The sequence below is a fragment of the Chitinophaga sp. 180180018-3 genome, assembly GCF_037893185.1.
GTDB lineage: Bacteria > Bacteroidota > Bacteroidia > Chitinophagales > Chitinophagaceae > Chitinophaga.
This window is the reverse complement of record NZ_CP140772.1, coordinates 1,289,925-1,311,694: the sequence shown is the minus strand read 5'-3', so window position 1 is coordinate 1,311,694 and position 21,770 is coordinate 1,289,925. Positions and strand designations below refer to the sequence as shown.

At 41.0% G+C, this 21,770-nt stretch carries 26 protein-coding genes; 4 read left to right on the top strand and 22 right to left on the bottom strand.

Going from position 1 to position 21,770, the window contains the following annotated elements; genetic code table 11:
* Positions 1–119: 119 nt before the first annotated feature.
* Positions 120–1,280, top strand: a complete 1,161-nt coding sequence (locus tag UNH61_RS05280; protein WP_326991082.1) for a hypothetical protein — start codon at positions 120–122, stop codon at positions 1,278–1,280.
* Here UNH61_RS05280 and UNH61_RS05275 read toward each other — a convergent pair.
* The 14 genes from UNH61_RS05275 to UNH61_RS05210 all read right to left on the bottom strand — a co-directional run bounded on the left by UNH61_RS05275 (position 1,277) and on the right by UNH61_RS05210 (position 11,516).
* Positions 1,277–1,729, bottom strand: coding sequence for a response regulator (locus UNH61_RS05275; RefSeq protein ID WP_326991081.1), 453 nt, complete (start codon positions 1,727–1,729; stop codon positions 1,277–1,279). The two genes, UNH61_RS05280 and UNH61_RS05275, sit on opposite strands and share 4 nt — an antisense overlap.
* Positions 1,730–1,788: 59 nt before the next feature.
* Complete coding sequence (locus UNH61_RS05270; RefSeq protein ID WP_326991080.1) at positions 1,789–2,118, bottom strand: hypothetical protein; 330 nt, start codon at positions 2,116–2,118, stop codon at positions 1,789–1,791.
* A 206-nt stretch (positions 2,119–2,324) separates the two neighbouring features.
* On the bottom strand, positions 2,325–2,663 hold the full coding sequence (locus UNH61_RS05265) for a hypothetical protein (protein WP_326991079.1): 339 nt from the start codon (positions 2,661–2,663) through the stop codon (positions 2,325–2,327).
* Between the two features lie 87 nt (positions 2,664–2,750).
* Entirely contained in the window at positions 2,751–3,209 is a 459-nt protein-coding gene (locus UNH61_RS05260; protein ID WP_326991078.1) for a hypothetical protein, read from the bottom strand.
* A 366-nt stretch (positions 3,210–3,575) separates the two neighbouring features.
* On the bottom strand, positions 3,576–5,564 hold the full coding sequence (mobC, locus tag UNH61_RS05255) for a conjugal transfer protein MobC (protein WP_326991077.1): 1,989 nt from the start codon (positions 5,562–5,564) through the stop codon (positions 3,576–3,578).
* 26 nt (positions 5,565–5,590) lie between these two features.
* The gene (locus UNH61_RS05250; protein WP_326991076.1) at positions 5,591–7,099 is read right to left on the bottom strand and encodes a relaxase/mobilization nuclease domain-containing protein; all 1,509 of its coding nucleotides are present in this window, start codon (positions 7,097–7,099) and stop codon (positions 5,591–5,593) included.
* A complete protein-coding gene (locus UNH61_RS05245; RefSeq protein WP_326991075.1) occupies positions 7,084–7,488 on the bottom strand; it encodes a plasmid mobilization relaxosome protein MobC in 405 nt (134 codons plus the stop codon). Before UNH61_RS05245 ends, UNH61_RS05250 begins: the two co-directional genes overlap by 16 nt.
* Positions 7,489–7,691: 203 nt before the next feature.
* Positions 7,692–8,111 carry a hypothetical protein gene (locus UNH61_RS05240; RefSeq protein WP_326991074.1) on the bottom strand — a complete coding sequence of 140 codons (420 nt, stop codon included), beginning with the start codon at positions 8,109–8,111 and terminating at the stop codon, positions 7,692–7,694.
* A gap of 33 nt (positions 8,112–8,144) precedes the next feature.
* Entirely contained in the window at positions 8,145–8,588 is a 444-nt protein-coding gene (locus tag UNH61_RS05235) for a hypothetical protein (protein ID WP_326991073.1), read from the bottom strand.
* Between the two features lie 6 nt (positions 8,589–8,594).
* On the bottom strand, positions 8,595–8,885 hold the full coding sequence (locus tag UNH61_RS05230; RefSeq protein ID WP_326991072.1) for a hypothetical protein: 291 nt from the start codon (positions 8,883–8,885) through the stop codon (positions 8,595–8,597).
* A 2-nt stretch (positions 8,886–8,887) separates the two neighbouring features.
* Positions 8,888–9,133, bottom strand: coding sequence for a hypothetical protein (locus tag UNH61_RS05225; protein WP_326991071.1), 246 nt, complete (start codon positions 9,131–9,133; stop codon positions 8,888–8,890).
* A gap of 25 nt (positions 9,134–9,158) precedes the next feature.
* A complete protein-coding gene (locus UNH61_RS05220) occupies positions 9,159–9,749 on the bottom strand; it encodes a hypothetical protein (RefSeq protein ID WP_326991070.1) in 591 nt (196 codons plus the stop codon).
* Positions 9,750–9,825: 76 nt separating this feature from the next.
* A complete protein-coding gene (locus UNH61_RS05215; RefSeq protein ID WP_326991069.1) occupies positions 9,826–10,392 on the bottom strand; it encodes a hypothetical protein in 567 nt (188 codons plus the stop codon).
* A 227-nt stretch (positions 10,393–10,619) separates the two neighbouring features.
* The gene (locus tag UNH61_RS05210) at positions 10,620–11,516 is read right to left on the bottom strand and encodes a phosphoadenosine phosphosulfate reductase family protein (RefSeq protein ID WP_326991068.1); all 897 of its coding nucleotides are present in this window, start codon (positions 11,514–11,516) and stop codon (positions 10,620–10,622) included.
* A gap of 313 nt (positions 11,517–11,829) precedes the next feature.
* On the opposite strand from UNH61_RS05210, the gene UNH61_RS05205 reads away from it, so the two are divergent.
* The 3 genes from UNH61_RS05205 to UNH61_RS05195 all read left to right on the top strand — a co-directional run bounded on the left by UNH61_RS05205 (position 11,830) and on the right by UNH61_RS05195 (position 13,089).
* Positions 11,830–12,063: a hypothetical protein gene (locus UNH61_RS05205; protein ID WP_326991067.1), complete on the top strand. Its 234-nt coding sequence runs from the start codon at positions 11,830–11,832 to the stop codon at positions 12,061–12,063.
* Entirely contained in the window at positions 12,050–12,565 is a 516-nt protein-coding gene (locus UNH61_RS05200) for a hypothetical protein (RefSeq protein ID WP_326991066.1), read from the top strand. Before UNH61_RS05205 ends, UNH61_RS05200 begins: the two co-directional genes overlap by 14 nt.
* A 383-nt stretch (positions 12,566–12,948) precedes the next feature.
* A complete protein-coding gene (locus UNH61_RS05195) occupies positions 12,949–13,089 on the top strand; it encodes a hypothetical protein (protein ID WP_326991065.1) in 141 nt (46 codons plus the stop codon).
* 263 nt (positions 13,090–13,352) lie between these two features.
* Here the strand turns inward: UNH61_RS05195 and UNH61_RS05190 are convergent, their stop codons facing one another.
* The 8 genes from UNH61_RS05190 to UNH61_RS05155 form a co-directional block, all read right to left on the bottom strand.
* Positions 13,353–14,600: a type II restriction endonuclease gene (locus UNH61_RS05190; RefSeq protein WP_326991064.1), complete on the bottom strand. Its 1,248-nt coding sequence runs from the start codon at positions 14,598–14,600 to the stop codon at positions 13,353–13,355.
* A complete protein-coding gene (locus UNH61_RS05185; protein WP_326991063.1) occupies positions 14,563–15,246 on the bottom strand; it encodes a class I SAM-dependent methyltransferase in 684 nt (227 codons plus the stop codon). Before UNH61_RS05185 ends, UNH61_RS05190 begins: the two co-directional genes overlap by 38 nt.
* A gap of 191 nt (positions 15,247–15,437) precedes the next feature.
* The gene (locus tag UNH61_RS05180) at positions 15,438–15,827 is read right to left on the bottom strand and encodes a hypothetical protein (protein ID WP_326991062.1); all 390 of its coding nucleotides are present in this window, start codon (positions 15,825–15,827) and stop codon (positions 15,438–15,440) included.
* 116 nt (positions 15,828–15,943) lie between these two features.
* Positions 15,944–16,408 (bottom strand): nuclear transport factor 2 family protein, encoded by a 465-nt coding sequence (locus tag UNH61_RS05175; RefSeq protein ID WP_326991061.1) that lies wholly within the window; start codon positions 16,406–16,408, stop codon positions 15,944–15,946.
* Positions 16,409–17,125: 717 nt separating this feature from the next.
* Positions 17,126–17,911, bottom strand: a complete 786-nt coding sequence (locus tag UNH61_RS05170; protein WP_326991060.1) for a hypothetical protein — start codon at positions 17,909–17,911, stop codon at positions 17,126–17,128.
* Positions 17,912–17,941: 30 nt separating this feature from the next.
* Positions 17,942–20,512: a multicopper oxidase domain-containing protein gene (locus UNH61_RS05165; RefSeq protein WP_326991059.1), complete on the bottom strand. Its 2,571-nt coding sequence runs from the start codon at positions 20,510–20,512 to the stop codon at positions 17,942–17,944.
* Positions 20,513–20,525: 13 nt separating this feature from the next.
* On the bottom strand, positions 20,526–20,999 hold the full coding sequence (locus UNH61_RS05160; protein ID WP_326991058.1) for a heme-binding domain-containing protein: 474 nt from the start codon (positions 20,997–20,999) through the stop codon (positions 20,526–20,528).
* A 110-nt stretch (positions 21,000–21,109) separates the two neighbouring features.
* Complete coding sequence (locus tag UNH61_RS05155; protein WP_326991057.1) at positions 21,110–21,745, bottom strand: DUF3347 domain-containing protein; 636 nt, start codon at positions 21,743–21,745, stop codon at positions 21,110–21,112.
* Between the last annotated feature and the right edge of the window lie 25 nt (positions 21,746–21,770).

Below are 21,770 nucleotides of genomic sequence, written 5' to 3'. Positions count from 1 at the left end.
CACGTCACATACATACATGCTTTTATAACTAAATTATTAAAAGTTGTTTTCATTAACGGTTAATTAGCATTCTTTCCTTTTAAGAAGTTATAAATTTAAATCCCAATTTCTTAATCCGTATGAATGAAACGAAATCACAGGTAGCCAAATACCTGGAACAACTTGAAAAAGACGCTGAACGTGTTAAGAAAAACTCTCAGCAAAACGTAACGCCTGCACCGGCGATAATTAAACTCGATCAGAGCGATCTTATTCATCGGAACACTATTGTTGTAGTGCAAGGACAAACAGGCATACACAAAAGTAGGTTGTCCCAAATTATCTGTTCTGCAATAATGCCGCCACCCAAAAAGAGTGCGGCGGATTTTGATAAATTAGGATTTACAACCAATGAACAGATACCAACTACCGTCTTATACGTAGATACGGAGCGAAATATCCGGGATCAATTCCCATTTGCAGTGCAAGAAGTGCATAAAGTAGCTGGATATAATAAACTGGAAATTTCAGATAATTTTATCCCTGTTTCATTAATCAATATCCCACGGCCCTATAGGATGGAGGTGCTGAAAAAATACGTTGAAAAGCGTCGAAATGGCATCAAAGGACACTTGTTTATCGCGCTCGATGTTATAACGGACTGCATTGCCGAAATAAATTCTGCTTCATCAGCATTTGAGCTGATAGACTGGATCAATGCCATGTGTGATAAACAGAACTGTACTTTCCTGGCAGTTATTCACGAAAACCCCGGTAGCGATAAAGCAAGAGGACACGTAGGTACGGAATTGGAGAATAAAGCAACAACTGCTATAGCTATTCGGAATGTGAAATCAGATGACGATGAAGATATTTTTGAGGTTCGGTTTAAGAAGACGAGGAATCGCAAAAAGCCACCTAGTATCTATGTTACATTTGATGAAAAAGTGCAGACGTTGATTAGATGCGAAAAGCCTGATGGGGAAACTGAATTCAGCCAGTATGAAACAATACTTTCGTCTATTCTTGAAATAGCGGTGCCAGATATGGAAATTTCGCGAGCTGACCTTTGTAACGCGCTAGGATCAAAGTTGAAAATCAGAATGGAAACAATCGGCAGAAAATTACAAACCATCATTAATGATGGTAACACTATCACGACTACACAAGGTAAAACCATGAAGCTAACTTATCATAAGAAAGGGAAAAATGCTTTTTACAAACTGGTGTGTGTTAGTGATAATACGAATGAAGATACCAGCGAAAATTTGGCTTTACAATCTGAACTGCATCAAAATTAATGGGCTGGATTTTGACCTGGTTCGGCAACCTTCATCGTGTAATATAATAACCTGTCGATAAATTTTTCAAGATTGTAGGGTTTCGTGATATATTCAGTAGCTCCTGCTTTTATACCTGCGTCAATATCTTCCTTAAATGCGGATGCGCTTAATACCAGGATAGGAAGATCTTTAAATTTTTCATGTACCCGTATTTGACGTATAAGTTCAATTCCCGAAATGTTCGGCAGGCGAATATCCATTAAGATTAGGTCCGGCTCAATACTTTCCAGCATAACCATAAACTCGTCGCCATCATCGCAAAAGGTAATTTCATAAAACGGATATGGTTCTAGTTGCTTGTTGACGATCATTTGTGCGATATGGTCATCTTCTGCAATCAATAGTTTTACCTTATGTTGATTATCTGGAAATATATTATTTCCGGGGGTTATCGGATTTTCTGACATTGAAAAAAAATTAAGGTAATTCGAGGATACACGATACAGTTAACACCATTTTTTATCAACTATAAAACTTTCCAAAAGATATACGCTGCTGCAATCATGAGCAGCGAAAGAACAAAAACGTCTTTCCAACCTGGCAGAACTATTTCTTCGTTAGTTTCCAGTGAAAGTTGTGCAAGTTCTTTCAGCTCTTTCCATCGCTTTTCAGTCGGTCGTTCACGCAACAACTTCATCATTTCAGGGCTGTGATAAAGCTCGCTAAGTTCATCACACATTCTGCGGATATGCGGAAGCCGGATAGCTTCCGCAAGTGCAATTTCTTCATCGGAAGAAAGCGTAGCACATAGCTGTTGCAAATACAACTGTCTAATGTGTTCGAGATCCATTTCCATCTGTAGTTGTGTTTATCTATGAGTAAACTTTTCGAGATACTACACCAGCAATAACAGTTTTTTACTACAATTCCGCCTGACACTTAAAAATCTTCTAAGAAAATTTAATCGGTGGCAATGTCGGAAGGCCGGGCTTGGTAGAGCTTTGACTGACGGAACACATCAACGATACCAGGCAAAAAACCACTATTAAGTGTGATATCTTTCTAATTTTCTTCATGCTGCATTGAATTTTCTGTCTTGTTTTTTTCTTCTCTAAATTTTTTGAAAAACGTGAAGTATGCGAAGTTGTAATAATGATACTTTTCGATTAATATGTTCAACGTTTCTTTTATCTCGTCGCGGTTGCCATTTGACTTTTGAAGGTCGGTAGTAGTTTTTATCAATTGTTCTAATTCATCTACCAATTTTTCCAGAAGTGGGCCTCGTTGTTCTTTCGGTATGTTTGTGATCGCCATACCAAATGATGTATTTTCCAAATCTTTAAATAGTTCCAAGCTGCTTTCTACACCGAATGATTGCCAATTACATGAAAATTTATTCATTACGGTTATTTGTTTAGGGGGACAGGGGTAAATAACCTGCTGGCGGCTACAGGATCTATCGTTAAGCTAATATAAGGAGTTAAGCAATTATTGGGCTGTGCTTTTTGATGTTATGGGTTTGCCTGTGAATAGCCGTTCAATTACACCAATAAGTTTGTTTGGATTGATCGGTTTAGAAACAAATTCCTGGGCGCCGGTTTTAATAAGTGAATCGACGAGCGCGGCCCTGCTACCGGCCCATTTTTCCTCCGCTAGAATAATCACCAGTAGATTTTTGTATTCCTCGTGCGAACTGCGAAGGCGCGGCAGGTCGGGAGCGAAATCAGCACTCAATACAGCCGCATATGGTTTATGCGCCGTCACCAGTTCAAGACCCCTTTTAGGATCATGGGCTGTGAAACAATCGATTTTGTGTTCTTTGCATACCGCCGTGATCTTATCGAGGGCTGCCTTATCCCTGTCGATAACAATAAGGGATTTACCGGGAAAGTTCCTCTTTTTGAGGAAGAAATTCTTCTTTTTAAATAATAAAAAGCTAAAAATCATAGTTTCAGGTTTTTTGAAGGGTCGAATTGCTGTAACCGGAGTAAAAACAAGCAGTAATTTAGGAATTTTTTTAGAATTATACGAGCGTATAAGGTTGGTGCCAGATTTTGATGCCACTTTTCACAGATGGCAGGCAACAGCGACAGCATAGTACTCTTAGAGCTAGGAAGTAATTTAAGGAAACTCCGTAAAAAACGGAGGTGGAGCCAGGCGCACCTGGCCGACCTTTCGGAAACCACCGAGGCGCAAATATCCCTTATTGAACGAGGACTAAAAGACCCGGCTACCACCACCCTAATAAAAATCATGTGGGCATTGGAAGTTGAACCCAATGAACTATACCCCAAAACCGTGTAATGGTAACATTCACTTGCCCTCTTGTTTCACAAAAATGAGGTGCGCAAGATCGGGATCGTTTTTGATCCGCTCGATTTCTGTTTCTATCAAATCAATTATATCATTTTTTATCTGAATGTAATTATTCTGCACATCGAGGTCCGTCACGTTGCCTGTTGGCAGCGATTTGTACTTTGATTCTTCGGCCCTGATTGCTTCATGGTCATTTTGTATAGCCGTATGAAAGGCTTTATACTTGATTACCTGGTCGGGGTTATCGGCTAAAATTCCGACAAACTCACCTGCAGAGAGCGTAGATATTTTGGAAGCCGGAACAGCAAAATCCAGTTGTGTATTACGGCTTATGCTGGTATCCTGACGGTTGATGGAAATACTTTCCCGTTTTTGGACGATCTTTCCAATAGCTTCACTTACAGATTTGGCGGTATCACCGATGGCCTGGCCGCAAATTATATTACCGGCCAGATTGAAGATAACATCGGCTTGTTCACGACCATAACTTTTGCGAAGCTGCGCAATATTCTGAATTGCCAGGTAACAAAAAATTTTATACCCCCTGGAAATTGCCAGGAAATTTTCGATACCGTTGGCATACAGGCTGGAAAATTCATCAGCAATAATGCAGCACTTTTCCATCCCTTTTTTGGGTAGGATGCGGAAAACACGATTGAGATAAAGAGATATTACAGCTCCATAAATCTGCGTTTTTTCAGGATTGTTTGCCAGCACTACAATTTTAGGATCATCAGGATTATTTATATCAAGCGTGAAATCACTGGCGCCAAGAACGTAGTATAATAATGGAGAAGCCAGACGTGCAAGTGCGATTTTTGCAGATGCAATCTGTCCTTCGAGTTGCTCCATTGCCCGGTTCATGTACGCGGAAATGAAGGGATTGATAAGCACTTCAATTTCTGGTTCGGTAGAGAGAATTGGAAAAAGATCATCGTAATCAGCTTGCATCAATTCTATAGCATGCGGAAGAGTGCAGAACTTACCACCTTTAAACTTTTTTAAAAACCAGATAATAGCAGTCAAGAAATTAATTGGACTCTCCACGAAGAAATCCCCGGTTTTCTGAATCCACTGCATGTTAAGACCGAGCAGGATGGTACGGGCGCTTTCACTGGCATCCGTAATATCTCGCATGGTGGAGGGTTCTAGTGGATTACACCTATCAATAGGATTATCGAAATTGATTATGAGGAAACGGGGCTTTTTTTTATACAGATGTCCCGCTTTTAACCAGGAGTTGTATGCAATAACGGCAAGATCATCATACTTGAAATCATATAACAACATGCCGGGAAAATTCTTCCGTTCGATTTTTTGCTTGATGACATTACGGATAAGAAAGTAAGTCTTACCTGCTCCTGGACCGCCGATAATGAGCACCATCCTTGCCCCATTAATGATATTGAGCCACATCTTACGGACCTGGCCTTTGTATTGATATTTACCAGGAAGATTTACGCTGAATGGGTTTTCCAGCAATCTTTCTTCCTGCGGGAAGGTTTCGTTTTCTTCGTTGAAAATGTCGCCGCCAAGTTTTACTTTAATCAACCGGGAAAGCCGCGCCGCACCGGTGAGGAACAAAACAAACCCAATCGTTGTTACAGAAATGTATGCGATAGCTGTAATATCTACAGCTAACCCGATGGCAAGAAAAAAATAACTTCCAAAAAAAATGGAGATACCTAAAAGAATATAGGTAACCACTTCACCAGGATGGATTGTTTCATCTTTCTTGCCTTTACTGCCAAAAACAGAAAGCAGGAGCAGTAACAAAGAAAAACCTTTGGTAATATGGAGGTCGGAAAAAATGCCGGTCTTTCCTAGATTCAATAGGACATTTTTTACAGGTGTTGCCGTCAATCCCCATAATTCAAAAGCTGCGTAACAAAAAACATAAAAGTGAAGTATCAGCAGGATGATACTCCCTTTGCGCATAAAATCGGTGATGGCTCTAAGCCCTTGTTCATTTTCTCCACTACTCATAACTCACATTTTTAAGGGTGCTATTTTTAGGAAGGGCGGCGCCGCTTCCTCTTTTTCTTACTTTCTCGAAGCCACTGAACGTCCACTGGGTCTTGCTCGACCGGTTGGAACAGGTTGGTAAAGAATTGGGAAATTGCCGCGATGAAAACCGTCGGTACAGGTGTTACCGGAGACATGGAAATATCAAGCGCGAATTTATCGGCATTACTGCGAAGGAACTTTTCTATAGCAACTGCATGTCTTGCGGAGTAAGCATTCGCCCGAAGATAATGTGCGATTTTCGCGGGAACAGGATTGTATGCGCTGTTGGGTAATTGAAAATGGCCCGATTGAAAACCTGCTTTACCATCTGCGGATTGGATTAACAAACCCTTCGCTGACCATTCGGCAAGAACATTCTTATAGCCGTTGCTGAAATCAGTTTCGGCGATTACGGCTTCACTAAACTGCTTATTAAAATGTTGTTCTTTTGCTTGATGTAAATAAGGCCGGTCAAGGCGGTCCAGTATTTTCTTGCAGGAAAATTCCCGGTCAATGTCACTGCCGTTGAATACACATCCGCGCTTGTTATCAATAAAAGTAAGGCCATAGAACCTGCCATCGGCATTGCTCCGAAATACCGCATTGATATGCTTCTGCGATAACACTTGTATAAAATCTGCGCGACTTGCTGACTTTCTTAGTGCCTCTTCAATGTCCATTTTCAGGTCCTGCCTGTGTCGTTTCTTGCCCTGTTCGCCTTTTTCAGCAAGGGTTTCGATGTGGGAAAGTTTGGCCTTGAAATAATATTTGCTTGCCTTAATGGGAACCCCGATTTTCTTGCCTTTTTCATCCAGCATAGAATAAACGAGGCCTTTATGCTTCTCCATTCTGGTACCAGGTGCTCCGGGATCTGCAACGATATTGTATTGTTTTAATATGGCGTTCAGCTCAGCAAACGAGCCAAAATCATAGTTCGCAAGAACTGAATACAGTATGCGCCCGATAGCCGCTTTCGTTTCTTTGAGGCCATATTCAACCTTAGTAATGTCAACCGGTTTAATGGTGTGTAACATTTTGGGCTGCACCTTGTCTGCGGCAATCAGGTTATGCCGACGCTCAATTTCCCGGCAGGCAGCAAACGATTCTTTGCGGCCCAGGTTATGCAAGTTTTTTTGCTTGCCAGTGGGTAATATCGAGGTGGTAACAATGTGAATATGCGGATGCGCAACATCTGAATGACGGTAAACCAGATAAGGCTGCTGTTCCAGCCCGATCAATTCCATGTATTCTGCCGCCAGCTTTAGAAACATTTCATTGGGAATATTCTCCGAGGGATCAAGGTTAATAGAAATGTGTATGCACTTATGCTTCGCGGTACCGTGCAAATCTGCACGGTGTTGCAGCCGGGATATTTTTTCATTGAACGACAACTTATCGGCGTCTTTATGGTATAAACCGGCGCCGATAAGAGTAGCTTTTCCCGCCTTGACTTTATTTTCATTGTAGTTCAGCGCACCACGTATATTTGGGCCACTCTCTATTTTCCCAACCATTTTTCACCGAGTTGATCGATCTGTTTCTGGAAGCTGCCAATTTTTTCTAACAACTCTTTTTGCAGGTTTTCTGCAACAGGTAACCAGGCAAAAAATTCCGGTCCGGGTGGAATACTATTAATCCTTTTTACCACCTGGTTAAAATTATTTCCCAGTGCATTCAGATCATTTCGGTAAAGAATGAGCGCAGTCATTAAGTCATCCAAAGATTGATTCCTTTGCCTGATAGTAACTGGTCTATCGAATAAAACGTTACGCACATACTCGCTGATCTTGCGGCAGGTCGTTGTTTCGAGTTTGCTGTGTAACAATTCAAATTCCTGTTCTGTAAGCCGGATATTACACCAAAACTTACGCTGGTTCGGTTTAACTTCAACACTCTTTTCCATACACACATAACCGTTTTATTGGTGAATTGATAACGCGAGTTCCGAGCGTTATCTACTTTATTGGCAGCCGACTTCGGAGGCGCCAACAAGTTCGTTGTGTAACAACGATACAACTTGCTGGATGCGAATAAAGGCAGCCGGAATTGGAAATAACAGGGAATTGCGAAAGCTGTTATTACTTTTATTTTTCAGGAAAAATTAGCTTACAATTTATTTCCGGGTTGCTTTTCTGTTGGTTTTACACGCATCTTATCATTTTTCTTATGCTCTTTTCGGTAAGTCTTTTTCAGGTCTTCGTAATACTGTTTGGCAATGAAAGCGGATACATGAAGTACAGAAAGGTCGTCGCATTTTCGTAGCCCTTCCTGGTATCTGTTGGCAATGAATTGAACAATATTTCCGGTATCCCAATCACAGTTTTTATTGCGGTAACGCCATTCGCCTTTTGTATTTGCGATCTCAATAAGTTCCGTTCCCTTTTGAAAAGTAGAATCGCTGATGCGCTTATAGTTATCATCCGATAACACTACCGGAAATAAGTTGGTGTGTGAAATATTGGAAATAACTTCGGCCAACCGTTTTAATCCATTAAGGTCTGTTACATATAAACTGCTATCAAACATAACCGCATAGTTTGAATGTTACACATGATTTTTTCACAACTTTCTCCGGGTGGAATCCGTTGTTGGGGGCGATCGGACTATTCTCGTTTTCTGCGAAATTTCACGCTTCACCATTAACGGGATTTGCCCGGAATGTGGTAGTTCTTTATTGGACGCAATGCGTCTTGCCGTTACCATTCCATTGTATTCGAGCGAAAGCTGATCTATAGACAAGTCCCCATTTTCAGGATCAAAGCGATAGGATAATTTAATGTTAACCGGATTTTCAAGTTTACTTTTAAACCATCCTATCGCATCAACAGTAAAATCGGTAGGCTCACCAAAACGCAACGCTTCGTTGACAGCAGTTGATAATTTAGCTTGAAATTCTCGGAAAAGTAGACCTTCAACATTGGGACTACATAAATCCTGCTCCCGGTATCCTTTATCCCGCAGCAAATTCAAGTGGATGTCCAGAATGTGATAGTATTCGCTCATAGTTCATCATTTTCTTGCACCCTTTGTTTTGAAAATTGTCGGGCTGGTAATATCGGCCTGGCGAACATTGTCTTTTAATTCCATCCAGAGCTGAATCATCAAATCAGCTATTTCTATCAGTTCATCTTTTGTAAGTTGATAGATATTAATAACCTTTCCGGAAGAATCTAAAAAGAAAACATTTCTGGAATAATAGTCTGAAAGTTCAAGTGTCCTGGTAATTGAAATAATACCGCCAGGTGCTGTAATTTCCCTGCCGTTGGAAAAAACGATGGTGTCTTTTTTTACGATTGCCATAGCTATAATTTTTTGCGTATGGAAATGATAGGTTTTTGCTGTTGAATTTTTTTGCGAATTAATGGGTAACGCTCGATTACATTTTTTGCCATGTCGAGCAAAGCAAAATGGCTGTACCGTTTACCTTCTCCCTGCTTACTTAACAGCATTTTCATATAATCTTTTGATTGCTGCGCATCAGCAACCGGGTAGTCAATAGTGAATGGTTCACTAAATTTTTTTGATTCTAATTGATAGCGTAAGTACATACTGATTAATTTATGGTGATGAAAGTTAAAGTCGGTTTTTACGTCCGGGTTTATCAGGTTTAATTACGCGAGGAGCCTTCATGGTAAGCTGTTTATGTGAAAGTTTTTCAGTAACAGACGCTGGGAGATTGGTATTGAATAACACATCTCCTTCCTTCATAAGCGGAACAACTTCTGTTTCGAGGGTTCGCTTGAGGAAGTCTTCACCGTTTTGAGTTTTTAGGAAGTGGGAAATCGGCTTCTTAAATTCCAGCCATTGTATGACACCATTTTGACCAAACACGAACCCCTTTAACATCATACGATTCCGCTCCCTGTTGTTGTAATATTCATAGGATAGTTCGGAAATACGATATTCCAGGCTTTGTTCGATCAATAGTAAATTTTCCCCCTGATCGGCAATATTTATTGGTGGGAGGCTTTTAAAGTATGCTTCGGCATCGTGAATTAACTTTTTGCCTTCGGGGGTATATCCTTCATAGGAACAGGAGCCACCATTACCATCATTGCTTGCCTCCCCGGCATGCTTTCCATTAATAAATAGGTCTGCATGAAACTGAATACTGTCCTCATATTGAGGCACACGCATCTTAATATTTTTAAGCTCGACTTTCATAATTCAAGATTTATTTGTTGGATACACTTGAAAATTTGGTATGCTACCTGTGGAACAATGGCATTGCCAAATGCTTTTATTTGTTTTCTAACCAGCGGGAGGGGTACCCCATCAAATAGCCGTATAAATCCGGGTTGGGATAAGAGTAATCCCTCGACTTCGGATATATGGCCAAACGGGAACCATGGATGTAGTTGCGCAAATAGGTCCGTTTCTTCATGGCCCAATCGGTGCTGGTTCCCCGAACGTCGCCCGCCATTGGTGTAGGCCAAAAACCAAACACGATCTCGTCGGTGCCAGGCACCCACGGCGCAAGCTGGAATGATAATCGGGATGACGGAATATCCCACGTGTTCAAAATCCTGGCAGATGGTATCGATAATATATCGTTGTCTGCTGTAGTGGATTTGATCTTCCACCCAAAGAGCTCTTTGGTGCGCCATTCCAGTAGGGTTTTCTGCGTGTACCAGGCTGGTGATACCAGCAACATTTTCACCAACAACCCAAGTGGGTCGGATCTGGTTAATAATTCGGAGCATATGAGGCCAGAGGTAACGGTCATCTGAACTGCCCTGTCTTTTTCCGGCAAGGCTGAAAGGCTGACAGGGAAAGCCGGCGGAAATAACATCAATTGTTCCGTCATACTGTGTTGTATTAAACTGTGTAACGTCTTTAAATCGATTGGTTTCAGGAAACTGAACAGCAAGTACCTGCTGGCAAAAAGGATCAATTTCAACCTGAAAAATATTTTCCCAACCTACCCATCTGGCGGCAAGATCAAAGCCACCGATGCCGCTGAATAAACTTCCATGTCGCATAAACAACTTCACTTTTCATTTCACCAATGCGTACTTATTTATATTATCGCTGTCACGACCAACCTTCGCAGGAGTTGGCACAGCCAGCATCTTCTTTATCAAGTTCGTTTTGAAATAGCTGCATCTGCGAGCAGGAAATTCCTTCCCGGCTTTCATCGGCGGCACGCCGGAAGGGCTGTTGTGATTGTTCAATTAATTGGTGGATGGAGAGGTGGTCACGGTAAAAGCGCAGCGGTGGTTTGATACGGAGATTACACCGGCTACCTTGTGGTACAAAATTTTCATACTTTTTCTCCATATCTACCCACCACGACGCTAGTTGCGGGTTTTCTTGTAAGATGGTGAGTAGCTTCCGTTTGCTTTTCTTCCAGCATAAATCACAATTACCTTCGTAGCTGGAAAGCCGAAGATCAAATTCTTGCTTAGACCAGAAAATATTAATATCCTGGCTCGTGGTCGGAATCATGTTTACCAATGGATAAACTATTCGCTGGCGCTCTGCTTCCTTCCAGTTGATACGTCTGCGTTCGTCGGTACGAATGCCGATGGCGGTCGTATATTTTTTCCAGCCAATCGACCGCGCATACGCACGGATAGCATATGCTTTCAGCTCGCGGGAACATTTAGGTGCTCCCATATTCGGGATACCATGCTTTTTTATGAATGCCTCGAAGGGTTCCCCATTCCTGGAGGCCGTCGCAAAATCAACTATACGCGCTGACACCCCTTTACCCCGCTCATATATTGGTTGGCTCTCTATCCAAACTAGATGAAATTGGAAACGGCTGTCACATTCCTGTATAAAAGAAAGTGTTTCTTCGCGCTCCTTACCAGTGTTGGCAAAAACCACTATCATATCATATTCATCTTGTTTGTTGGTAAGTAACCATCGCGTCATAAAAGCACTCGTCCGGCCACCAGAAAAACTAATCAGCATCTTCTTTTTCATACACACATTGTTTACGTTCTGCACTATCATTGGCTACCGCCAATGGAGTTTTCTTAGCCATTTCCACAGGAATAAGATCTTCCTGACATTGGCTTGGGGGGATCTCATCGATAACAGCGGATGGATTTTTTTAGGAGCGGCCGGGCTTTCTCAAAAGATTTTACCCAGTTGAAGGCCAGCACTTTCCAGTTACGTACAGGTTCCCGCCCGCGCAGCATCCAGTTCCTTTTCTGATATTACAGAAAGAAACACTCCGCATGTAGGGGAGCAAGCCCCATTATTACGAAGTACACGGTGACCGCAGTAAGATCAGGTGGAGATTGTTGCCGGTTTTGCTTTGACATACACCATTGATTTTATTGGTACCAAAGATGGTGTAACAACTATGCGATTTCTTACACCAGAGGATACAGGTTTAAAATTTTGTGATACATGGTGGGCGGAAAGAAGAAATAAAATCAAAATTATTTTTTATATGGCTGGAATAACCCGCGACGATCAAAAATCTGTTAATGAAGTAAAAACAATTGAATATGACCTGTTATGAAATTTGGGAATTAACCAGGGCCACTATTGAACTACCTCAACGTTTTAAGAAAAAAATCCTTAGTGAAACTGGTATATCCGAACCAACATTTTACCGAATAATAAAACCGGATGACAATAGCCCACTATTCTATAAATACTCGATATGGCTTTCTACTACCTTAGTTTTAGAAGTGATAAAACCCTATCAGGACTACTTTGTGGGGATACCAATTATTTCCGTTCCACGTCTTTCCCGTAGACGACCGATTGAATATATTTATTCATTACTGGCTGACCTCTCTAAAACTATGCAGACTGAATTCAGTAAACGGTTAGAGTATCCACTACATTCATATTTTAGGATGGAAAGGAAAGGGTTTACAAAATTGAGTTCATTAGAGCTAAAAGAATTCAGGGTTTTAATAATCGACATTTACACGGATTTACTAGCTCAGATTACTGCTATTGCTAAATTCACAGGTGTTGCAAGTGAACCCGCAAAAATTCAGGTGAAAATATAGTTGGAAATATAATATGACATGATAAGGTCATTAACATTGCTTTAACTTCTTCTGATTTGGCACTTTATTATATTACAACCGGGTTAACAAACAATGGATGAAAAACCAGTTCTTAATTCCTCTTGGACTGGTTTAATTTTAATAACATTATTTCATCATATAAACTTTCTCACTCTTGATGAGTAGAAATTGGAGAAAAAAGGACGGCCGGATCAATTCCGGCTGTTGCCTTTTGGCGTTATTTACGACTATCAAGTAAAATATTGACAATACAACTGCGATAGGCAAAATTATAAGCCGTGCAAAACCGAATTTTTTAATGATTCGTATATAGGCAAAACCTTTTACTAACAAGAACACACATTTGCACGCGGATGTACAACATGAAAACACCCATTGTTTCCAAACGATCTATTGTCCTGGAAAATGAGCCGTTATTGCCCATTTATGATAATAAAGAAGGGCATATACAAATTGCGCAGGCTCGTAGTGAGTTCGGCATGTCGGACGCCTGGTGGAAGTAAACACATAAGTTTGCAAGGCTCGGCCGGCTTATAAGAATTTACAAAATGAATGGAGAAGTTAGGGCCCTTCGTAGGGCTGTACGGAAAAGAAAAGTGGGAGGCCCATCCCTGTAATTCATCCCTGAATTCTTTAAATTCGTAGTAAAATTTACAGTGGAAAAGAACAACAAAGAAAAACCAGAGGAAGAACGTTCATATGTGCCGAAGGATAATGATAGATGTAAATTTATCATGATCGGCGGTACATAATAAATTTTAACCCATTAAACAGCCTTCGCTATTTTCTCCATAATATGGTGGCTGTCTCCAAACTTACAAAGCGCATCACAATGTTGCCGGAGATCAGAGAACATGATGTATTTTATCACCACGTTATTTTGCTTGATGGCGGGCCGGGATAACTGAAGCACAACATCCTTTTCTCGTTTATCCGGTACAATCAGGTAAAAAACCTCATCACCATCTGCGATGGTATAACTTAGGTCTGTTAAACGTAATATACCTGAATAAATACTGGTGCTTTTTTCTACCTCAAAGGCAGCAATAACATTGTTGGTTCCCTTTTTGAACCAAAGGACGTCTATCAATTTTACGGTATTCAAGGTTTCTTTATCCAGGTTTATATCAGGAAACTGAGAAATACTCAGGAAAGAAAAGTTATTTCCGCAATGTGATCTGGATCGGTCATTGGAAGCAGCAATTACATCATACCCCAGCGTTTTGCCTATTTTCAACAAATGATACTGCATTTCAGTGTGAAGATCTTCTTCGTATTTTTCCTTCTCTACCTCCTCCCGTCTTTTCTCTATCATCTTTTCAAGTTTCTTACGCTCCTCCTCAGACAGGTACTGATCACCACCCAATACCAGTTTCTGGGCGCCGACCTCAAACAAAAGGCCGGCGATGGCGCCAAGATCAGACGACAAAAGTGAACGATGTTGGTTGTTCGCATCTATCAGCACCTCCCTGAGCTTCAGATATTCGCTCCAGCTGCCGAGTTTCTTTTTATCCTTGAACAGGGAATTAAATCCATTAATGATGGCGGTGTTGAAAGGAGGGATAATCGTAGGATGTAGAAAATACAAAATACTTGCTACAGCGGGGCCAAGACCTTTAATCTTCAGTCCATCCAGTTTAATGATCTCTTTAATAAGTTGGTCCTCAGTTTTGGCATTCAGGCAGTTTTCCAAAAACTGCCCGAATGACTGTTTATTGGATTCGTTCTCATAAATATCGGGGATACGCAACTTGGGTTTCCAGTAAAAAGGATGGGAGGCGCCTTCAAATACCTGTTTCTGCTCTGTAATACAGGATAAAACAAATTCCAACGATGACCCTTTAAAGTCGTTCGGGAATTGCCTGTTCTTTATATCGTCCACCACCTGCCTCACACCTCTTCGTATAGAGCGGAAGGCTTTTAGGCGTTCCTCATTATTTATAAACCATGTATTATAAACAGATTCTGTATCTGTCTTATACTGCTGAATAATCAGGGTAAGGGAATTGCTCATTTTTAACAGCTCTAATTAATCTTACTGTACCAAAAAGAGTGTTAAAATACTCATTTTCCTCCACATTTGTAAAACCCGCTGCATCAATCATATATGGCAATAATCCAAATACATTTATCCTGGTATTTTGCTCCCCATCAAATCTTCTGAAAATGCCAAAAGCCACTGAGGTGAAAAAGTTATCCGGTTTACCAAAATCTGCTATATGCAATTCCCCACCAGGTTTCAATATCCGATGAATTTCTTTAAGCGCTAGCCGCTTATGTTGGGTAGATAGGTGATGAAATACCAGTGAGGAAACCACCTTATCTACAAAATTATCAGGAACCGGAATTTTGAAGCCATTGTAATTTATTAGTTCAATATGCAACTCTCTTTCAATCCGGATCTTTCGTTCCGCAATTTCAAGAATGTTTTTATCAACATCAATACCAATGATTGTTATTAACGGGTAGCGCTGCTTAATCATCAAAGGAAGGGTGGCAGTGCCAGTTCCAAAATCCAATACATGCTCATTCTCTCTAAATGCGCATTGCGTAATTAACGCTTTTTTTATTCTTTTCTCAGGGAAAGTAACCTGCAGGATAAAATCATAGAACTGAGTAAGCCAGCTAAAGCGGAGAGCTGGAATATATTCTTTTTTCATTAGTTGATCTTTAGTAAATGATGAATTTTTACAGAAGAAAACAGACTATTAAAATGTACCAATCAAGATGTAGTCCAAGTAGTTCAAATAGATCATACATATCAACAATAGACCTGGGCCATGATACTGTTATATCTGTAACCAGATATCATCCGATCATAACCAAAATTTACCATGACCCAGGATTTTAACTAATGGCGATGACCGGAATGCTCGTCTGCGGAACTGGATGCCGCATTAAATTTGGCGGTAGCTGTTTGCCCTTTCGTTTTAAATGTTACAATCGCCTGGGTATAGGTCACCGCTTTCGATTCATTGGCAACAAACCCCTCACTGCCCTCCGATGTTAGTGTAATCGTTTTCATTGAGCCGTCCGAGAACATCAACATTACAGAACCGGTAACCCCGGAATTCGGCAAAGCCCTGGCTTTGTCGTCAAGCAGGTAGAATATTGCCTTACCTTCTTTTATTAGTACTTCTGCATGAAATGATCCGGCTTCTTCTACTTTGCCACCATGTGGGCCTTTGGGATTGCTATGATTGGAGGCGCTATGCTTTTGCTGAGCGTGTGCTTGAGACATCCCAAGGAATAAAGACGCCGTAAGAAATAAAGCAATTGAGATTTTAATTAAAGTTTCCATTTCATTTTGTTTTTTAGTTGAATAGATATTTTTTGAATACTACTTTCTATTGTTGGTTACGAACTGATTTTACGAAAAGAAGTGTGCATGTTAATAATTTTCCAACCCGTCACGGTATGCCGCAACATGACTGTATTAACGCCTCTGTTTTTTACTGTTTTAGCGTCCTTTAGCTCAATTGCATAAGTATAGATTTCGGTAACAAAGGCATAACCACCATTTACCAAAACGTCTTGCGCCACGTCCGTAAACCTGATGGATTTAAACATTTTCAATTCTGGAATCAGGTGATTAGTGAGATAATGCCCGATATGCCCCTCGTCACTCCCTTGTTCATAAATTTTTGCATCCTTTTGAAACAGAAGTATAGCATCGGCAGTGTCTATTTTTTCGATTGCTAATCTATACCTGTTTAATATGTTTTGAATAGCCATTTTCTCATGCGATTGTGCTATTGCAGAACTATGCATAAGCAAGAATATCAGAAAAGGGAAGGCAGATAATACAAGTTTGATCTTCATTTTTTTCCTTTTAATGGATAATTGTTTCCATACATCTACCAATACTGTTGGCTACAATAGATACTTACTTTTGGAAATTACCAACGGGTTATTGGGTTGAGAATGTTTATGGCAGATTTTACCGCTGCCAAAAAACATTCGGCCTGGTAGCATTAATATTTAAAGCAACAAATACGGGAATATTGGCTGCGTTTTACGCAGCCAATATTCAATATATAAACTGTTGCGTAACTTGTTACAGAAATCAAATCTGAAAGGACCGGATAGACACACGTATGTCCTGATTTGGCGGAGGCGCCCATTTTGAAAGGGGATATAGTCTGGTTGAAGGAGAGAATGTAGAAATAATTAAAAGAAGGCGATATAAGCGCAAATATAAAATTGATGCAGGGCTTTCAAGGCTTGTATTTATTGGATAGTGAACCGTCTTGTCAATTCGTTCAAACTTTAACACATTGTCATTACAGCATTTGTCTTTATCATTGTTATTAGCAGATGGTGTTAATGAGAAATGTTGATGATCCGTTTTATTACCATGAAGGTGACCCGCATCATGAGAATGACTGTCTCCATTCTCATGATGGTCGGTTCCAACAATCCCTGCTTCCATCGTACACGCAAATCCTACCAACGTATTCATAGAGAATACGAATAGAAGTAAAAATACTTTAATTTGTATGGATCTGGATATTTTCATTTGATAATAATATTCAGTTGTCAACTTCTTACAACAACCCGTTTTTTACCACGTTTTAGCCAGCGGGCACTTACAGCATAAAGCATAAAACCTGACATTACGGTTACCAGGCCAAATATCGAAAAAGCACGTAACAAAATGTTACCAATATTATCCCTGGATTGATAGTCCATCGTATGTAACATCCATAGAAAATCAAAAATCCGCCACTTGTTATTACGGAATTTCTGTACAGTTCCAAGCTCAGCAGATACATAGACAGTAGTGGCAGATGGGTGATCAAACGTAACCGCATATGCCGGTAAAGCACTTTCCCTGTATTCATGGTGTCCATCGGTTGCAGTTAAATATTCTACCGATGCTACCTTTGGATTGCCATTAAAGCGTATTTTGGCTACATCTACAGCTTCCTGCTGAGAAAGGGCAGGCCGAACCAGGCCAGTGGTGGCATCAATAAGAAATATCCGATGGTGGCCAGAGTGCTCATGTGATGGGCCTTTGCTTACATCCTCCATGCTCCTGATCTGATAATATGGCTTTCCCAGGATTTGTATTAACTGAAGAGAAGACACAGAATCTATGCCAGCAGCCTTCCGGATTGTATTCAGTGCTGCTGTAGGGGATACAAGAGAAAGACTAGCTGATAACAGAGGTTCCGGTTTCTTCTGGAAATCGCCATGCACTTCGTCCATATTGCTCCAACTGAAGTACAGCCCGCCGATAGTCCAGAGTAAAAACTGAATACCCAGGATAAGACCCAGATAACGATGTGATTTACGAATGTAATAATGCTTACTTTTTGCCATGAAAATCTGAAAATATAAAAATTGAAATGATTAAAAACGAACCAGTAAACCGCCGCCCCACTTATACCTGGAATCATAGCCACCGGACAGTGATATCTTCTTAGCAAGCAGGTATTCCAGGTCAAGATGGTATTCCTGATCCGTATTTACACGCCAGTTAAAGAACATCCTGGGCAGTAGCCACTGTTCACCATCCAGTTCAAGCCTTACCCGGCCTTTGGCATTAACGCGGAGGTCAGCATCTATGAAGAACGGTAGTGTATAACGTACCCCCAGTACCGGCAGATCAAAATCCTGCTCGAAGGTTTGCTTGTTGGTAAATACGTTGTAGTATTTCTGCCGGAGTGTGCTGAAACCAATATATGGCCGGAACCAGTCACCTATGTAGCGTTCGTAACTTACATTCGCCTCATATTGGCCGTTATAGTTGGCATTCACCTCTGCCCGGAAGGCATTGCGGGCATTGATATAGTTGGCCTGGAGCTCACTCATATGGCTCTTGGCAGCAATGCTTCCGTATAAAAACCACATTTTTTCCTCTTTGAGTAATTTTTTCAGGGGAAATGGTGCCAAAGCAGTATCCCGCACACTTCCGTCGTAGTGAACAACTCTGGACATACCACTCATCATGTGGTAAAGAATATGGCAGTGGAAAAACCAGTCCTTGTCTTCATCAGCCGCAAACTCGATAGTTACAGTTGCCATTGGAGATATATCTAGTGTATGTTTCAGCGGAGAATAGTCGCCGTTTTTGTTCAGTACCCGGAAATAGTGTCCGTGCAAATGCATAGGGTGGTTCATCATGGTTGTATTTTCAATAACAAACTGCACTACCTCACCTCTTTTGATTAATATTTTGTCTGCCTCTGAAAGCATTTTTTTGTTAATAGACCACACATAACGATACATATTACCGGTAAGTTGCAGGTCCACCTTCCTTGCAGGCCGGCTTTTATCAAATACAGTACTGTTCCTTGCTTTCAACATATCATAGTTAAACATTACAAAACCACTTTTGTCAGCTTCGGGCATGGTATGCCCGCTATGATCCATATTCTCCATGTTATGACTGGTATCCTGCTTCACATCCTTTCGGGGAACTGTATCAGCCGGCATATGCATAGAATTATCTGCTTTATTGTGGTCCATATTCATTCCAGGCCTATCATCCATCTTCATTTCACCATGTTTGCTTTTTACATCCTGTTTTTTCTCCTGATGTTGCACATACATATGATCCATCCCTTTTACCGGCTGCTTTTTCTTCATGCCTTTCTCTTTCATATCCTTTTCCGTATCCATACCGGCATGGTCCATTTCCTTCATATTGGACATTGTATCCGTCGACATGTTCATATGCATGGAAGTATCTTTCTTCATTTTATCCATATCCATTCCGGGCATATCATCCATTTTCATTTCACCGGAATCCTTGTCCATTTTCATATCCCCATGATCTGTATTATCCATCTTCATTCCCTTCATGTTGTGGCTCATCTTGCCGGGAAAGTTCACGGACATATCCATCATCATGGCATCCATTTTCCATACATTGGGACGGGGAACATTTGGAGCATACGTGGTATCACCTTTTCCGATAAACGCCGCGGCATAACCTGCTACATCCTGGGAGGTGGCACGCAGTTCATAAGTACCGGATGCCGGAACCGTTATTAAAAAATCATAGGTTTCTGCAATACCAATCAGGATCCTGTCAATCTTAACTGGCTGAACATCGATGCCATCAGCAGCGATTAGCTCCATTTTTCCACCGGCATACTGTAGATAAAAGTAAGATGCTGCAGATCCATTAATGATCCTCACGCGTAGCTTCTCCCCCGGTTTGTATTGGGAGAGATCCAGGCGTGAACTGCCTGCGAGCAGAAATTTATCATAATAAACGTCTGACATATCCATAGGTGGCATCCGCTTCCATCCCCATTTTACCCGTTCAGCCCAGGAGTGGTGTTGCAACAGCTTGTCAAGGCTTTGCGGGTAACCTTTCTTTATGGCATACCATTCGCTGGCAGGGTCGTTTCTCCTTAATGTTTTCAATACTTCACCAGGCTTTTCGTTTGTCCAATCGGAGAAAAGCAAAACCACATCTTTGTCAACCGGGAAAATCTTTTTACGGGGTTGTATTACAATCGGGCCATAAATGCCAATTTGCTCCTGTAGCATGGTATGCGAATGATACCAGAAGGTACCGCTCTGTTTTAAGGGAAAAGTAAACGTATAGGTAGTGCCAGGCAGGACAGGCGCGGTGGTCAAATAAGGAACACCGTCTTCTTTGTTAGGTAGTAGTAATCCATGCCAGTGAATGGAGGTTTCATGGTGCATGAGGTTATGCACGCGGATTATGGCGGTATCACCTTCCGTAAAATATAAGGTAGGCGCAGGTATCCGGCCGTTGATCGCCATTGCATGCCTGCTCTTATTACCGGAGAAATTTACAATAGTATCGTTTACATACAAGTCATACTCAATCACTCCCTTGCGTGGGTTAGAAGGCATACTATGCATAGTGTGCATAGTATTGCCATGTTGAGCAAATACTGTAAATGGGAAAATAATCATTGCCAGTAATAAGAGGTGTTTCATATAACTGTAGGTTTTAATTTGTTGATCCGGTTTCAGCTGCATTCAAAGTGCTATCTATCCACTTAGTTACCTGTTCCTTTTGATTGGCAGTCAGCTTGGCCTCCCGATGTATCAATGTATATGAAGAAAGAGGCATTTTGTTTTCTTCTATCTGTTCTTTCATGCGCTTCAGCTTATTGTGCTGCCGCTTTGAAGAATAGGTGCCGTATTCATTAAAATTCAACTCCTTCTTACCATTTTTGATATGACCTGCCATAAACCAGCCTATGGGCTGGATATTGACATACCAGGGATATTGCGTGTTATTGCTATGACAATCATAACAAGCATTTTTCAATATGGTTTGCACATCGTTTGGGATAGTATATATTCCGGTAATATCGGCTGTCAATTCCTGGTTGGTACTTTGATTCTTAGCTGGACGGATAAATTGTATCAGAACAAAAACAACCAGCAGGATAAGTAAAACGATTTTGACTTTTCGCATAGCATAATTTTATTGATCACCTGGTAGCGGTTTCTTTATCAACTTTCTGCAAACAGGCAGAAGATACGTGGTATATCCAGCCTGTTTGCAGAAAGCCGAGCTTAATCACATTAATTGATTACCTCTTTAACAGATCCACAGGTTGCCATTTTGCTACCGAAATAAGGATTCTTTACTTCTTTTGTTTCACTCAGCCACAATGCGCCTTTATTATTGTCATACATCGGGCAGTGATCATGATAAAGTGCCTGTCCGCCACCGAAAGCCTTTACAAGGGCATATACATCCTCGCTCATCTGCGCAAAATGTTCACGCTGGTGCTCAATATTACCTTCGTTTTTTCCAATGTGCTCTGCATGTTCTTTCAGATCGTCTTCATTTTCTGTATATAGCTTCTGTTGTTCTGGGGTCAGGGCAGCTTTGTCTACTTTTCCCATTGCTTCTGCCATTGCTTTGCCACCATTTGCGGCTTCGCTGGAGTTATCTCCCGCCAAAGCATTTTTGATATGCAGATAGTGATCCACTACCAGTTTCAAAGATGCTGCTGCTTTCGGATCTACATTTGTAAACTGAGGTTTCACTGCTGCTACTGAATTATCGGTTGGTGCTGCTTCCTGTTTCATGGCTTCGCCGGCCATAGCAGTAGAATCGTGGTTATGGCCTTCATGAGATTGATTACTGCTATTATTGCAAGCAGCAAAGGTAATGGTGGAAATAATTAAAGCGCCGATGATAATCTTTTTCATTTTTCTGTTTTTTTGATGTTTAAAG